Source organism: Sphingobacterium sp. UBA3549 (assembly GCF_002376635.1).
Lineage (GTDB): Bacteria > Bacteroidota > Bacteroidia > Sphingobacteriales > Sphingobacteriaceae > Sphingobacterium.
In genome coordinates this window covers 1-15,739 of record NZ_DFOE01000008.1, presented here as the reverse complement: position 1 = coordinate 15,739, position 15,739 = coordinate 1, and the positions used below count along the sequence as shown (strand labels likewise).

The 15,739-nt window shown below is 40.5% G+C and carries 12 protein-coding genes; 9 read left to right on the top strand and 3 right to left on the bottom strand.

All coding sequences use genetic code 11. The annotated features are described in order from the left end of the window. Nucleotides 1–12 precede the first annotated feature (12 nt). Nucleotides 13–462 (bottom strand): hypothetical protein, encoded by a 450-nt coding sequence (locus B2W36_RS04835; protein ID WP_293886582.1) that lies wholly within the window; start codon nt 460–462, stop codon nt 13–15. A 137-nt stretch (nt 463–599) separates the two neighbouring features. Further along, nucleotides 600–3,125: an ATP-dependent Clp protease ATP-binding subunit gene (locus tag B2W36_RS04830; protein WP_293886581.1), complete on the bottom strand. Its 2,526-nt coding sequence runs from the start codon at nt 3,123–3,125 to the stop codon at nt 600–602. A gap of 185 nt (nt 3,126–3,310) precedes the next feature. Between B2W36_RS04830 and ettA the strand changes: the two genes are divergently transcribed. The 9 genes from ettA to uxuA all read left to right on the top strand — a co-directional run bounded on the left by ettA (nt 3,311) and on the right by uxuA (nt 14,024). After that, nucleotides 3,311–4,993, top strand: coding sequence for an energy-dependent translational throttle protein EttA (ettA, locus tag B2W36_RS04825; protein WP_209579133.1), 1,683 nt, complete (start codon nt 3,311–3,313; stop codon nt 4,991–4,993). 9 nt (nt 4,994–5,002) lie between these two features. Further along, entirely contained in the window at nt 5,003–6,187 is a 1,185-nt protein-coding gene (locus B2W36_RS04820; protein ID WP_293886580.1) for a PAS domain-containing sensor histidine kinase, read from the top strand. 68 nt (nt 6,188–6,255) lie between these two features. Further along, nucleotides 6,256–7,323 carry a response regulator gene (locus B2W36_RS04815; RefSeq protein ID WP_293882368.1) on the top strand — a complete coding sequence of 356 codons (1,068 nt, stop codon included), beginning with the start codon at nt 6,256–6,258 and terminating at the stop codon, nt 7,321–7,323. A 245-nt stretch (nt 7,324–7,568) separates the two neighbouring features. Continuing rightward, entirely contained in the window at nt 7,569–7,985 is a 417-nt protein-coding gene (locus B2W36_RS04810) for a lactate dehydrogenase (RefSeq protein ID WP_293886579.1), read from the top strand. A gap of 1 nt (nt 7,986) precedes the next feature. Further along, nucleotides 7,987–9,357 (top strand): oxygen-independent coproporphyrinogen III oxidase, encoded by a 1,371-nt coding sequence (gene hemN / locus B2W36_RS04805; protein WP_293886578.1) that lies wholly within the window; start codon nt 7,987–7,989, stop codon nt 9,355–9,357. 9 nt (nt 9,358–9,366) lie between these two features. Continuing rightward, complete coding sequence (locus B2W36_RS04800) at nt 9,367–11,760, top strand: heavy metal translocating P-type ATPase (RefSeq protein ID WP_293886577.1); 2,394 nt, start codon at nt 9,367–9,369, stop codon at nt 11,758–11,760. A 5-nt stretch (nt 11,761–11,765) separates the two neighbouring features. Further along, nucleotides 11,766–11,927, top strand: a complete 162-nt coding sequence (gene ccoS, locus B2W36_RS04795; protein ID WP_209579138.1) for a cbb3-type cytochrome oxidase assembly protein CcoS — start codon at nt 11,766–11,768, stop codon at nt 11,925–11,927. Between the two features lie 105 nt (nt 11,928–12,032). Then, nucleotides 12,033–12,851, top strand: coding sequence for an SDR family oxidoreductase (locus B2W36_RS04790; RefSeq protein ID WP_293886576.1), 819 nt, complete (start codon nt 12,033–12,035; stop codon nt 12,849–12,851). Between the two features lie 12 nt (nt 12,852–12,863). Then, the gene (gene uxuA / locus B2W36_RS04785; protein ID WP_293886575.1) at nt 12,864–14,024 is read left to right on the top strand and encodes a mannonate dehydratase; all 1,161 of its coding nucleotides are present in this window, start codon (nt 12,864–12,866) and stop codon (nt 14,022–14,024) included. Nucleotides 14,025–14,164: 140 nt separating this feature from the next. Here the strand turns inward: uxuA and B2W36_RS04780 are convergent, their stop codons facing one another. Next, entirely contained in the window at nt 14,165–15,187 is a 1,023-nt protein-coding gene (locus tag B2W36_RS04780) for a LacI family DNA-binding transcriptional regulator (protein ID WP_293886574.1), read from the bottom strand. Nucleotides 15,188–15,739 lie beyond the last annotated feature (552 nt).

Genomic DNA, 15,739 nt, shown 5'->3' with positions numbered 1-15,739 from the left:
GACCTTCTTTGTTTAGTTTCCACCATTATCAGCATCTGTCAATGTAATTTTAGCATACATATTTGGAGGGGGAAGTGGTGCGCCAGTGACAGGAGGAGTACCAACATAAGAAGCATATATGATTACAAAGCCTACTTCATAATCTATCGTATAACTGTAATTTCCTATGTATTCAGCGGGAATGTTTGTATAAGACGTTGCATGACCTTTACTTGGATCATAATTGAAGGTTATAGCGACTCCTACATGGCCATAGTCAAAATATTTAGCGTCCAATTCATCAAATTTAAGCTCATGGCGAAAGTTATATGGATTATTGCTGTCTCTAACCCAGCCGTTTGAAGGAACTGCTGTTACATAACTAACTCCAGGCAGATAGTTGGTAACGTACTCCTTCTTACAAGAAGAAAATGAAACCAAAGCTGCGGTTCCAAGTAATGCTGCGAATAAAAGTCTTTTCATATTGTTTGTGTTATTTGTGAGATTTTTTATTATATGACGATAAAATGGTTCGATAGTTTAACGTCAACTTTGTTTATAACAAAAAATGCACCATAAAGGTGCATTTTTATAAAATTATTTTTAGATACGACTATAGCTTACTTCTCAGCAGTATCTTTTGAAGACTTAGAATCTGAACTAGATACCTCAATATCTTTCGTTTCAGGATTAATGCTCACCGTCAACACCGAACCAGTTTGTACAGTTCCTTTTAGGATTTCTTCCGCAATTGGGTCTTCCAAATACTTTTGGATTGCCCTTTTTAATGGACGTGCTCCAAAATTACTGTCATAACCTTTATCCGCAATGAAATCTTTTGCTTCATCCGTCAAATTGATGGTATAACCCAAATCTGCGATACGCTTGAATAATGACTTCAATTCAATATCGATGATTTTGAAGATATTTTCCTTCGTCAATGAGTTAAATACAATCACATCATCAATACGGTTCAAGAATTCTGGAGCAAAGGCTCTTTTCAGAGCTGTTTCAATTACTCCACGAGAATGTGCATCCGACTGTTGTGACTTTGCAGCAGTAGTGAAACCCACACCTTGACCAAATTCCTTCAATTGGCGTGCACCAATATTAGACGTCATAATAATAATGGTATTTCGAAAGTCCACTTTGCGGCCTAAGCTGTCGGTTAATTGGCCTTCGTCCAATACCTGTAACAAAAGGTTAAAAACATCGGGGTGCGCTTTCTCAATCTCATCCAGTAAGACGACTGCATAAGGTTTACGACGTACCTTTTCCGTTAATTGTCCACCTTCTTCATATCCAACATATCCTGGAGGCGCTCCAACTAAGCGGGAGACTGCAAATTTCTCCATGTATTCACTCATGTCGATTTGAATAAGCGCATCCTCCGTATCGAACATAAAGCGGGCTAATTCTTTAGCCAATTCTGTTTTACCAACACCAGTAGGACCTAAGAAGATAAAGGAGCCAATTGGTTTTTTAGGATCTTTCAAGCCTGCACGTGTACGTTGGATTGCTTTCACCAATTTTCCTACAGCATCATCCTGACCAATAATTCTTCCCTTCATCAGCTCCGCCATATTCAACAGTTTCTGACCGTCAGACTGACTAACACGTTGCACAGGAATACCGGTCATCATCGCCACTACTTCAGCAACATTTTCCTCTGAAACAGTATAACGTTTAGATTTTGTTTCTTCTTCCCAAGCTATTTTCTCTTTCTCAAGCTCTTCGATCAATTTCTTTTCTGTATCACGCAACTTCGCTGCCTCTTCGTATTTTTGACTCCGAACAACCTTGTTTTTCTCTAATTTGACCTCTTCAATTTTATTTTCAATGTCGATAATAGATTGTGGTACATGTATGTTATTCAAATGCACACGAGAGCCAGCTTCGTCTAAAGCATCGATTGCCTTGTCTGGTAAAAACCTATCCGTAATATAACGGGTTGTTAACGATACACAGGCTTCAATAGCTTCGGGCGTGTAAGTCACATTGTGGTGATCTTCATATTTCTCTTTGATACGGTTCAATATCTCAACCGTTTCGTCATGTGTAGCCGGCTCAATGGTTACGCGTTGGAAACGACGGTCCAAAGCACCATCTTTTTCAATGTATTGACGGTATTCGTCTAATGTTGTTGCACCGATACATTGAATTTCGCCTCTTGCCAAAGCCGGTTTAAACATGTTGGAAGCATCTAACGATCCTGAAGCTCCACCTGCACCTACTATCGTGTGAATCTCATCGATAAATAAAATGACATCCGGTGATTTTTCCAGTTCGTTCATGACCGCTTTCATACGCTCTTCAAACTGACCACGATATTTTGTGCCAGCAACCAAGGATGCGAGATCCAATGTGACGACCCGCTTGTTGAATAATACACGTGATACCTTTCGTTGAACGATCCGAAGAGCAAGACCTTCCGCAATCGCCGATTTACCTACTCCGGGTTCACCGATCAATAGGGGATTGTTCTTTTTGCGTCGGGATAAAATTTGAGAAACACGCTCAATTTCTTTTTCGCGACCTACAATAGGATCTAATTTACCCTCTTCGGCAGCTTTGGTCAAGTCGCGGCCAAAGTTGTCCAATACTGGAGTTTTAGATTTGATATCCGAAACCTTTTTAGGTTGGACATACTGATCATCCTCAGCAAAATCATCATCGCCTGTAGGAGAGCCCGGAGCCTCATCCTTAATGGTGGTTCTATTTTGCTCCACTTCAGATTTGAAGATGTCGTAAGTCACATTGTATTGTTGTAAAATCTGAGAAGCGATATTATCTTCATCTCGTAAGATAGCCAATAATAGGTGCTCCGTTCCGATGATATCCGATTTGAATATTTTAGCCTCCAAATAAGTAATCTTCAAAACTTTTTCAGCCTGTTTTGTTAATGGCATGTTGCCAATAGGAGCGCGTGAAACTGATGCTCCCTTCACTGCGTCTTCCACAGATTGACGTAGTGCTGTCGTGTCAATGCCTATGTTTTTAAGGATTTTTATCGCCATTCCATCGCCTTCACGAATTAAACCGAGCAATAAATGCTCTGTTCCTATATAATCGTGACGCAATCTCAAAGCTTCCTCTCTACTGTACGATATGACATCCTTTACGCGCGGTGAAAATTTTGCTTCCATTGAATACCTTTCTGTTTTATATTAAGGATATATAAATGTAGTAAATTCTGCATTTTAAACCTTAAATTTATTTTAAATAATGTCATCAACAATTAAGCCATGACCGTTATACGTCCAAAATGTCAGTATAAAAGATTACATTTGTATGTTAATATAACAAGAGTTTTCGAATTTTTTTAAATTTTATGTCAGACGAGAAAATCATTTTTTCGATGGCGGGTGTCAACAAAATCTATCCGCCTCAAAAACAAGTGTTAAAAAATATCTATTTATCTTTTTTCTATGGTGCCAAGATTGGCGTGATTGGTTTGAACGGATCAGGTAAATCTTCCCTATTGAAAATAATCGCTGGATTGGATAAATCTTATCAGGGCGAGGTGGTATTCTCCCCGGGGTATTCTGTGGGTTATTTGGCACAAGAGCCGCAATTGGATCTAGAAAAAACTGTGCTTGAAGTGGTACAGGAAGGTGTTGCCGAAATTACAGCAATATTACAAGAATACGAAGATATCAATGAGAAATTTGGCCTACCAGAGGTGTATGAAAATGCCGATGAGATGGACAGGTTATTGACGAGACAAGGAGAACTTCAAGATAAAATTGATGCCACCAACGCTTGGGAAATTGATTCAAAATTGGAAAGAGCTATGGATGCCTTACGTTGTCCTGAACCCGATGCGAAGATTGTCAATTTGTCAGGTGGTGAACGTAGACGTGTAGCGTTATGTCGTTTATTGTTGCAGGAACCGGATGTGCTGTTACTGGACGAGCCGACCAACCACTTGGATGCGGAATCAATCGATTGGTTAGAACAACACTTAAAACAATATAAAGGAACTGTTATTGCCGTTACCCACGACCGCTATTTCTTGGATAATGTTGCCGGATGGATCCTTGAATTGGATCGTGGCGAAGGAATTCCTTGGAAAGGAAATTATTCTTCTTGGCTAGATCAAAAAGCAAAACGTCTGGCGCAGGAGGAAAAACAAGAAACAAAACGGCAAAAAACGCTCGAACGTGAGCTTGAATGGGTTCGTATGGCACCAAAAGCTCGTCATGCCAAATCAAAAGCTAGATTGCATAACTATGAAAAATTAGCCTCCGAAGAGACCAAAGAACGTGAAGAAAAATTGGAATTGTTTATTCCTCCAGGACCACGTCTGGGTAACTCGGTCATTGAGGCAACGAATATCTCTAAAGCTTATGGTGATCGTATTTTATTTGAAAATTTAAGTTTTATGTTGCCGCCCGCGGGTATTGTTGGGATTATTGGACCAAATGGAGCGGGTAAAACGACCTTGTTCCGCCTCATTACAGGACAGGAAACGCCAGATACGGGTTCTTTCAAGGTGGGAGAAACAGTGAAATTGGGCTATGTGGACCAAATGCACCACGACCTCGACCCTGAAAAATCAGTTTGGGAAAATATTACAGGAGGCAGCGACAATATGATGTTGGGTAACCGCCCCGTGAATTCGAGAGCTTATGTTTCGAAATTTAATTTTAATGGTGCTGATCAGCAGAAGAAAGTAGGTGTGCTCTCTGGTGGGGAAAGGAATCGTGTACATTTGGCGATCACATTAAAAGAAGGATCCAATGTACTCTTGCTCGATGAGCCTACGAACGATATCGATGTGAATACACTGCGTGCCTTAGAGGAAGGATTAGAGAACTTTGGCGGCTGTGCGGTAGTGATTTCACACGATAGATGGTTTCTGGATCGTATTTGTACTCATATTCTCGCTTTTGAAGGTGATTCACAGGTATATTTCTTTGAGGGTAACTACACCGAGTATGAAGAAAACCGGAAAAAACGTATCGGTGACGTGACACCACACCGCATTAAATACAAAAAACTGGTAAAGTAATATAAAATCATGGAAAGCGGAAGGCTGTTAGCTGCTATAATTGATCATGCAATTGATGGCATTATTACCATAGACAACAGGGGAAATATAGAAAGCATTAACCCTGCTGCCCTGGAACTGTTTGGATATCAGGCAGACGAGGTGATTGGCCACAATGTCTCCATGCTGATGCCCGAGCCAGATCGCGGTAATCATGATACCTATATTCATAACTATCAGACTACCGGCCACAAAAAAATTATTGGGATTGGGCGCGAAGTGATGGGGCTTAAAAAGAATGGCGAAACATTTCCATTCCGATTGGCTGTCAGTGAAGTCTGGTTGAAGGATAAAAATATCTTTACTGGATTTATTCATGACCTAACGCGTGAGAAAGCTGCCGAGGATATGCTTAGACAGCATGCGGTTGAACTTGAGAATAAAGTTAGCGAACGTACGAGTGATCTGATATCTTTAGTTTCCGAACTGGAAAAGGCCAAAGCAGAAGTTTCTAAATCGCTGGAAAAAGAAATTGAACTAAGTCAGCTAAAATCTCGCTTTGTGTCAATGGCTTCGCATGAGTTTCGAACACCTTTGAGTTCCGTTCAACTGTCGGCTTCTCTGATCGAAAAATATGCCGAAAGACCGGATGATAAAGTTAATATCATTAAACATACGAATAAGATCAAAGGGGCCGTACAATTGCTGACCAGTATTCTGAATGATTTTCTTTCCCTTGAAAAGCTCGAAACTGGTATTGTTGTGGTAAATAAGCAGTATATTAATTTGGTCGAATTAGCTGAGGAAATCACCGAAGAAATGCAGTTGATCTGTAAAAAAAATCAGCATATTGTATATCAGCATACCGGAGAAATCGGGCACTTTACCTTAGACTCTAATTTGTTGAAAAATGCTTTGGTCAACCTCATTTCCAATGCGATCAAATATTCAGGAGAGGATACATTAATTGAGTTTACAACGTGTATCGACGAGGAAGGTTGCTTAATATCAGTAAAGGACAACGGTATTGGAATACCCGAAGAAGATCAGGTTCATTTGTTTGAGCCATTTTTTCGAGCACATAACACAGGTAACATCCCGGGAACCGGATTAGGACTGAATATCGTAAAAAGGTATATAGAACTCATGGAAGGTCAGATGGAATTTGAGTCTGAAGTGCATAAGGGAACCTCATTCCGGGTGAGTTTTAGGTAAAGTGGAGTTGGTAATAAAACGAGGCATAAACGTTTCAAACATAAAGACGATAGAATAATTAATTGCAGATGAGAAATAAAAAGACAATTCTAATTATTGAAGATAATATTGACATCCGGGAGGGAACTACCGAAATATTGGAGTTGACAGGTAGGTATGATGTCATTACGGCCGAAAATGGACGTATTGGAGTTGACCTGGCGACCAGGCATATTCCTGATTTGATTCTCTGCGACATCATGATGCCCGAGCTGGATGGATATGGGGTGTTATTTATGCTAAGTAAAATTGAAAGTACAGCTAAAATCCCATTCATTTTTTTAACTGCAAAAGCGGAGCGTGCAGATATGCGTAAAGCGATGGAAATGGGAGCAGACGATTATTTGACGAAACCTTTTGATGATGTCGAATTGATGAACGCTATAGATGTACGCCTTAAAAGACATGAACAGCTCGCGGCAGATATCCCTCAAGAGGGAGATTTTAGTTTGAACGCCGAAGAGCAAGTCCTGTTGCTGCAGGAGCTCATTGTTAATTCACGTGTAAAGACAGTGAAGAAAAAACAATCTATTTATGAAAAAGATGATTCGCCAACATATGTCTATTTTGTGAAATCTGGTCAGGTGCGTAGCTTTAAGTCATATAAAGATGGAAGAGAACTGTCTACAGGTATTTTTATTGAGGGAAATTACTTTGGTTATGCCTCTATCTTGTTGAATGATAATTACGAAGACTATGCTGAAGCGGTTGAACCAAGCGAAATTGTACTGATCCCAAAAGATAGTTTTTTGGAGTTGCTTTGGAAAAAACCAGCAATAGCCAGTAAGTTTATAAAGCTTCTTTCTGTCGATTTACGTGAAAAGGAAGAGCAATTACTCGGGTTTGCCTATCACTCTGTTCGTAAACGTGTCGCCAATGCGCTACTCAGTGTTGCCGAGAAAAGTGGTATCAATATCAATGCCGTCAATACGTGTTCGATAGATGTGACAAGGGATGGTTTGGCGTCAATCGCAGGCACTGCAAATGAAACAGTTTCCCGTATGCTTTCAGATTTTAAAGAAGAAAAATTGATATCGAAAGAGAAAGGTAAAATATATATCAATTCGATCAGGAACCTTCGAGATGTGAAACAGTAGGTAAAGAAACGGAGATTTAAAAATAATATTTTAAAGGCGTGTTCAGTTTTTCTGAACACGCCTTTTTTCTGAAAGGGCAGGTCGTTGCTCTGAATGAAGCTTTATAACCAGCGCCTATAGTCAGAGGCATTTGCAAATTGTGATAAATATCATTTTAAGGTGTGGTGCTGTATCATGGTTTTGCGCTTATGCATGATTTACTTTTGTTCTTAGGATAAACCTTAATTGGTGATTGTAGAATCAGGATGAAAGTAGTAGTATATAATGTAAGATCATTTGAAAAAGAGTTTTGGGCACTAGCGAATGCCAAACAACATGATTTGACTTTGATTTCAAATGGGTTAAATGCGGAAACACAGAACTATGCGCGTGGAAAGGATGCGGTAGTGATTTCCGTGAGCGATATTTTGGACGAGAGCATGCTACTTAATTTAAAAGGGTTAGGAATCAGTAAGATTATGACCAGAAGTAAGGATACTACTCATATTGATCTCGCTAAGGCTGGCGATCTGAATATACAGATTGCCAATGCCCCATTTGAAGATCAAAGTCCAAAAGGATTGGCTGAGCAAACTGTTCGGAATCTCAACCTATGGGGGATAGAAAAATGTGTGGGAAAAGCCTGTTGTTGTTTAGACGACTGTGCCAAAAAACTAAAATAAAATGATGACAACGCAGGTTAAAATGGAAGAATTGGTGCGGAAATATAACGTAGCGGCACCGCGCTATACAAGCTATCCTACTGTTCCTTTTTGGGATAACGAAACATTTTCTAGAGTGGCTTGGACAGCTCAAGTGTACCAGACATTTCAGCAGTCGAAAGAAAAAGGGATTAGTTTATATATCCATCTTCCTTTTTGTGAAAGCCTATGTACCTATTGCGGCTGTAACACCCGTATCACAAAAAATCATCGTGTTGAAGAACCCTATATCGCATCTCTTTTGAAGGAATGGGAAATGTATGTCGCTCTATTTAATGGCGAAAGGCCAGTGTTGGCAGAGATACATTTGGGAGGAGGGACACCAACCTTTTTTCACCCGGATAATCTGAAGATGCTTATCGAAGGAATTCTCAAACTCGCAGATGTGGCCCCAGACAGTTCATTCTCCTTTGAAGCTCATCCTGCCAACACAACTGTCACTCATTTAGAAACTTTATTTAGTTTGGGATTCCGTCGGCTCAGTTTGGGTATACAGGATTTTGATCCTCTTGTCCAGTTTGTGATTAACAGACAACAAACATTGGAAGAAGTGGAGTTGGTTATGTTGAATGCGCGAAAAATTGGATTTGACTCCATTAACTTCGACTTGATCTATGGATTGCCTAAGCAAACACTGTTTACAGTGGAAGATACGATACAAAAAGCGATGCAGCTAAGCCCTGATCGGATTTCCTTCTATAGCTATGCGCACGTGCCTTGGATAAAACCTGGTCAACGGCATTATACCGAAGCTGACCTGCCCAGTGGTGCTGCCAAATTAGCCCTTTATAATCTTGGGAAAAAAATGATTTTGGCGCATGGCTATGAAGATGTCGGTATGGATCATTTTGCGAAAAAAGAAGATGAGTTATTTGTCGCCTTTCAACAGGAAAGATTGCACCGTAATTTTATGGGCTATGCAGATCGATTTAGCCCCTTGCTCATCGGTATAGGGGTTTCTTCAATCAGTGACGCCTGGGGTGCATTTGCTCAAAACGTAAAGACGGTAGAGGAGTATTATAAGCTCATTGAAACAGGCGAGTTGCCCGTTGTAAAGGGGCATTTACTCCATGAAGAGGACCTCATTATAAGACGTTATATCTTAGATATGATGTGTAAAGGTAAAGTGCAGTTGCAGGAAGGTGGGCCGTTAAACGGACAAATTAAAGACGAATTATCCGAGCTCGTAGCGGACGGTTTGGTAACGATAACGGGCGACCTTATAGCCTGTACTGTTGTCGGCCGATCTTTTTTAAGAAATATCTGCATGGCCTTTGACCAGCGATTATTGCGCTCAAGGACACGAAATCAATTATTTAGTCAAGCAATTTAGAACAAAGGAATGGGAGAGCTTAGGGAAGAAGTACAACTTGCAGAAAAATGTTTCCATTGTGGTGATAAAATCGAAGAAACTGGCTATCGGTTAGATCATCATGACTTTTGCTGCCTGGGATGTCAGACTGTATATCAGGTGCTGAACGATAGTGGCATGCAACAATACTATCGCTATAATCAGCATCCTGGTAAATCCAACAAATCTACGCATGAAGATTTTTCTTATCTGGATGAACCCGAAATTGCCAGTAAATTAGTGGATTATAAAGATGATAGGATGACCATCATCACTTTTTATATTCCAGCTATTCACTGTAGCTCCTGCATCTGGCTGCTGGAAAACTTATATAAACTCAACCCTCATGTGTTGCAATCGCGTGTGGACTTTATGAAAAAGCAGGCGAGCATTACATTCAATCACAATGAACTACCACTGAAAGATTTAGTCTATCTTTTGGTGAATATAGGTTATGATCCTAAAATCACTTTACAGGATGTTGTTAAAGAAGGAAATAAGAATAATCTAAATCCTTTGGTCGCAAAAATTGCTGTTGCCGGTTTCTGTTTTGGAAATTCAATGCTCTTCAGCTTTCCCGATTATTTTGGAATGGGGAGTTTTGAAAAGGAATATGCCAATTTCTTTGGTTATATAAACCTTGCCTTTGGTATTCCTGTCTTATTGTATTGTGCATGGGACTATTTTAAATCGGCTTACCTGAGCTTGAAACAAAGACGTTTGAATTTGGATGTGCCGTTGGCCCTCGGGATTCTTGTATTGTTTTTGCGTTCTGCTTTTGAAGTGGTTACACAGACGGGCGCAGGTTTTACGGATACGCTGTGCAGCTTGGTGTTTTTTATATTGATCGGAAAATGGGTACAACAACGTACCTATTATTATATCTCGTTTGAACGGGATTATCGCAGTTATTTTCCCGTCGCAGTAACCGTATTGACCGAATCTGGCGACAGACCCGTACAACTGGCAGACGTCAGTGTAGGTGATCGTATCTTGGTTCGCAACAACGAAATTATCCCTGCCGATGCGATGCTTTTAAAAGGGGATGCTGCGATCGATTTCAGTTTCGTGACCGGAGAATCGAGCCCGATGAGCAAAACCTTGGGCGAAATTATCTATGCAGGCGGACGTCAAACCGGCGAAGCGATAGAACTTGAAGTAGTCAAACCTATTTCACAATCTTATTTGACAAAATTGTGGAATAATGATAATTATAAAGATTATGACAAACATTTTCAGACTTTTGTCAACTTTATAAGTAAATATTTTACTGTTGTTTTATTGGCTATTGCATTATTGGCAGCGCTATTTTGGGCTGTTGATGGAAATGCAAGCAGGGCTTGGGGAGCTTTTACGGCGGTATTGATTATCGCATGTCCATGTGCGTTGGCGTTGAGCTCTCCATTTACCCTTTCTGCGGCGTTAAGTATTTTTGATCGAAATAAGTTCTATGTAAAAAATACTGCTGCCATTGAACAGATGGCAACGATTGATACCTTGGTGTTCGATAAGACTGGTACAATATCATCACCCAAGGCAACCTCAATTTATTTCGAAGGTAGCCTCTCAGCAGTCGACAAAGAGGTGCTGAATGCTGTTTGTAGAAATTCCAGCCATCCATTGAGCCGCGAAATTGTCAAGTGGCTCAACGTCTCTTCTATTAGTGCAGTGCAGGAATTTAAGGAATTTCCTGGAAAGGGGATGCAGGCCAAGGTAAATGGTAATGAAGTTAGAATCGGTAGCGGAGGTTTTCTTGATATTGGACATATTAAAACAGATGGGTCGGTGGTTTTTGTTCGCATAGGCGGCGAGCTAAAAGGATACTTTACTATGGAGCAATCCTGGCGGGATGGTCTTTCGGCGTTGATTGAAGATTTTAAAGTAAATTATCACCTCCATTTAATCTCTGGTGATAACGATAGACGCCTGGATGCGTTGCAGCTCATTTTTCCTTCAAATGCAAGTTTGCTTTTCAATCAATCACCTATGGAAAAGCTTGAGACAATTCAAAATTTTCAGGAGGTTGGAAAGCATGTCTGCATGATTGGTGACGGACTTAACGATGCAGGAGCATTGCGCAAGGCTGATCTTGGAATCGCTGTAAGCGATGATATCAATAACTTTTCACCGGGCTGCGATGCGATACTCGATGGGGAGTCATTTTCAAAAATGCCGGATTTCTTCGCTTTTAGCAAGGATGCGGTAAAAGTAATACATATGAGCTTTGGCATTTCACTATTATATAACGTAATTGGGTTGAGCTTTGCAGTGCAGGGTATTATGTCGCCGTTATTTGCAGCGATTCTAATGCCAATAAGTACGGTAACCATCATCTCCTTTACAAGTCTTATGACAAGGTGGTATGCCAAACGCCGTAAACTCTAGTTCTTATGGAAATAATATATATTCTTATCGGTTGTAGTGTGTTGTTGGCCCTGGTTTTTCTATGCGCTTTTTTTTGGGCAAATAAGACTGGTCAGCATAACGATACCTATACACCTGCTATTCGGATTCTGTTTGATGACGAAATGACAGAAGGAGATGAAAAATAGGTGGTGTAACTAAAACGTTATCGTAATTAAATCAATTACTTTTCTTTGTATTTAAGGTTATTATCAATAAAATTGGGGGTAAATACCAATTTGAATCAAAAATTTATGCATAATAATCCATTTACATTAAAAGATAAGGTAGTCGTAATTACGGGCGGTACAGGAATTTTAGGTGAGGCATTTGTGGAGGCATTAGCCGAGGCAGAGGCCAAGGTCGCAATCCTGGGACGTAATGGACAGATCGGTGTAGCGCGTGTTCAGCAAGTGGAGTCCCTAGGCGGCGAAGCTATATTTGTGGAAGTAGATATCATGAACGAACAGGATGTCACCAGGGCGAAGGATGAAGTGTTGCAAAAGTGGGGGAGAATAGACGCCTTAGTTAACGCGGTTGGCGGTAATATTCCAGGTGCAACAATTGGTGCCGATCAAGATCTGTTTGCCAGCAATATTCAGGATACCATCAAAGCCATTGAGCTTAACCTGTATGGTACGATGATTCCTACCCATATTATTGGCCGGGTGATTGCAGAAAGCGGAAAGGGGGTCATTGTTAATATATCTTCCCTTACTGCTAGTCGTCCCTTCACGCGTGTTTTGGGTTATACCGTAGCAAAACACGGAATCGATGGTTATACAAAGTGGATGGCAACAGAACTTGCGCAGCGTTACGGTGATCAGGTTCGTGTCAATGCGATTGCGCCAGGAGTATTCTTAACCAAGCAAAACAAAAACTTATTGATCAATCCCGACGGTACACATAGTGATCGTACTAAACGTATTCTTAATGCAACGCCCTATAACCGCTTGGGTGACCCGCGTGAGTTAAAAGGGACTTTAATCTATTTATTGAGCGATGCATCGGCTTTTGTGACAGGCGAAACTGTTTTTGTAGATGGCGGCTTTAATGCATGGTGCGGCGTATAATTAAGTTTTAAGATGAGAAAACTAGAACAAACATGGCGTTGGTATGGTCCAAATGACCCCGTATCTTTACAGGATATTAAACAGGCTGGAGCAACTGGTATTGTGACAGCGTTACATCACATTCCACACGGTGAGGTATGGCCACTTGCGGATATTCAAGAAAGGAAACGCATTATTGGAGACGCTGGCCTTACTTGGTTTGTGGTGGAAAGTGTGACGGTACATGAGGAGATTAAGACAAAAGGGGCAAAGGTGGATGAGTATATTCAAAAATATAATACGACGTTAATTAATCTGGCGAAATGTGGTATCAAGACGATTTGCTATAATTTTATGCCAGTGCTGGATTGGACACGTACCCAATTGGATTTAACCATGGTAGATGGCTCAAAAGCCTTATATTTTGATTGGATTGATCTGGCTCTCTTTGATATATTTATATTAAAACGTGATGAAGCTAGGTCAGCATATCCAGAAGCTGTTGTCAAACAGGCGACTTTACGTTATGATGAAATTTCTGAACAGCAAAAGCAGGAATTGGCAAATGTTGTTTTGATGGGAATCCCCGGAGAAAAAAGTGTGGAATTGGACGCATTGAAAGCGAGCCTTAATACCTATAAACATATTGGAAAAGACGGTTTACGCGATAATCTGATCTATTTCCTTCAGGGGATTGCATCGACTTGTGAGGAGAACGGTATATGTATGACCATTCATCCAGATGATCCACCGTATCCTATTTTAGGTTTACCCCGCATTGCCAGTAACGGCGAAGATTTTGACTACTTTCTAAATGCAGTTCCACAGCAATTCAATGGTGTTTGTTTCTGCACAGGATCATTGGGTGCCAGTCAGACAAACGATTTGCCAGCTATCCTAGAAAAAATCAAAGGGCGTGTAAACTTTGTTCACTTACGTAATGTGAAGAAGGATGCGATCGGGAGTTTTTACGAAGCAGACCACTTGGATGGTGATGTCAATATGTATAAAATTATGAAGATATTGGTTGCTGAAAATCAATTGAGATCGATAGCTATTCCATTCAGGCCCGATCATGGCCATCAGATGTTGGATGACCTAAATAAGGTGACAAATCCAGGATACTCTGCGATTGGAAGACTGAGAGGGCTAGCTGAATTGCGGGGTTTAGAATATGGTATTATTGGTGAATGATGCCAATAATTCACGTAAAGATTAGGGATCTTATGCGGTAATTTAGATCAGACGCAATGATAGTCGGAAAATAGGGGCGCTTACTTCTTATTTTCCGACTTTTATTTTAATTATGTGGACAAACACTATAATGGCAAACATTATAGGGAAGATTTGCGAATAATAAGCTGTGTCGGGAGCTCAATCGTTTCAAATTCATGTATTGGTCTTGTTTGATTAATGGTGGCGATTAGTTTGTTTGTCGCTAGTTCCCCAATTTCTATTGCTGGCTGTACAACTGTGGATAGTGCCGGATTTAATGAAGCTGCAATTTGTGTATTTGAAAAGCCAATTACAGCTACCTCAGAAGGAACCTGGATCTGAAGATCGGCCAAAATACCCAGCGTCCGGGTTGTAATAACATCTGTAGCACCGAAAATTGCATCGATATTTTTGTTTTCAATACATTCTTTTAGCAAAACTTCTCGAATTGTTTGGTCTATATCTTTGGTGTTATTCAAACTACATTCAATATAGTGTTTATTATCAAAAGGAATTCCCGCGTCTGATAAAGCAGATATAAAGCCATTTAACCTTTCGGTTGCCACACCCAAGTTCTTTCCCGTAATATGCAATATACTTTTTTTACCCTGCTCGGTGAGATGCTTTGTGGCATTGTAGGCGCCTTGAAAATTATTGACACCCACCTTAAATGTATCAAGCTGGTGGTTGATACGATCAAAGATAACAACTGGTATCTGAGATTTTATCAATGCTTTTAGTTCATCAATATTTGAATCTGAAGATACCGGAGCTATCATTAAGCCATCAATTCCACGCATACGCAAGACGTCAATACAATTTTTCTCAATCCGTTCGTCTTCCCGGCTTTGCATGAAAATAACATCATACACGGTTTGCTGAGAGGCTATTTGGATCCCATCCAAAATTTGTGAAACGAATGTATTGCTGATATTGGATACGATAACTCCTATGGTGTTGGACTTTCCTATTTTTAAGCTTCTTGCCAACTTATTTGGTTGGAAATTATGCTTTTTGGCATATTCCTGAACGATCTTTTTAGTGGCTTCACTTATTTCATAACTGTCCGATAATGCTTTGGAAACCGTAGAAACAGAAATATTGAGTGCCAATGCTATATCTTTCAGGGTAGTTCTGCTCATCGCTTTGTTGGTTATTTTAAGAAGATAAATCTACATAAAAAAATATATATAAGCATTTTTATATGCTTGCATTGTTACTCTGTAGCAGGCATGTTACGCAATACACCGTTACCACCCTCTTATCCCTTAGTGTAGTTTTTGTTTACCTATAGTTTAGCTTTAAGTTAGGTTTAGTATAGCTTTTACCTATACTAAACCTAAACTAACCCTAACTAAACCCTAACTAAACCCTAAACTAACGCATGATATGATGTAGCTTTAAATGACCTCCATTGGCCGCCCGACACGACCATGTTTGCAGCCGTTTACGTCCAGCTCGGCGCTGCCTGCTGCATGCAATCTGTGAAAGATACCGGTCATGAGCCCCGGCGGTGTGCCTTTCCACATACTTCGACCTCTCCGGCCATTCCGTCAAAGCGCAGCTGCTGGCCGGCCGCCTCCCCGCCCGCAGAACCTTTCACCGGCCAACTGTACCTGCAGTTCCGCTCCGGGAGGGGCCATTCGAAAAAGAATCTCCCATCCTCACAGCAAGTTATGTCCAAAATGAAATAA

Excerpts from the sequence above, each read along its gene's own strand:
- B2W36_RS04835 (WP_293886582.1), bottom strand. The coding sequence starts at position 462 with ATGAAAAGACTTTTATTCGCAGCATTACTTGGAACCGCAGCTTTGGTT.
- B2W36_RS04830 (WP_293886581.1), bottom strand. The coding sequence starts at position 3,125 with ATGGAAGCAAAATTTTCACCGCGCGTAAAGGATGTCATATCGTACAGT.
- ettA (WP_209579133.1), top strand. The coding sequence starts at position 3,311 with ATGTCAGACGAGAAAATCATTTTTTCGATGGCGGGTGTCAACAAAATC.
- B2W36_RS04820 (WP_293886580.1), top strand. The coding sequence starts at position 5,003 with ATGGAAAGCGGAAGGCTGTTAGCTGCTATAATTGATCATGCAATTGAT.
- B2W36_RS04815 (WP_293882368.1), top strand. The coding sequence starts at position 6,256 with ATGAGAAATAAAAAGACAATTCTAATTATTGAAGATAATATTGACATC.
- B2W36_RS04810 (WP_293886579.1), top strand. The coding sequence starts at position 7,569 with ATGAAAGTAGTAGTATATAATGTAAGATCATTTGAAAAAGAGTTTTGG.
- hemN (WP_293886578.1), top strand. The coding sequence starts at position 7,987 with ATGATGACAACGCAGGTTAAAATGGAAGAATTGGTGCGGAAATATAAC.
- B2W36_RS04800 (WP_293886577.1), top strand. The coding sequence starts at position 9,367 with ATGGGAGAGCTTAGGGAAGAAGTACAACTTGCAGAAAAATGTTTCCAT.
- ccoS (WP_209579138.1), top strand. The coding sequence starts at position 11,766 with ATGGAAATAATATATATTCTTATCGGTTGTAGTGTGTTGTTGGCCCTG.
- B2W36_RS04790 (WP_293886576.1), top strand. The coding sequence starts at position 12,033 with ATGCATAATAATCCATTTACATTAAAAGATAAGGTAGTCGTAATTACG.
- uxuA (WP_293886575.1), top strand. The coding sequence starts at position 12,864 with ATGAGAAAACTAGAACAAACATGGCGTTGGTATGGTCCAAATGACCCC.
- B2W36_RS04780 (WP_293886574.1), bottom strand. The coding sequence starts at position 15,187 with ATGAGCAGAACTACCCTGAAAGATATAGCATTGGCACTCAATATTTCT.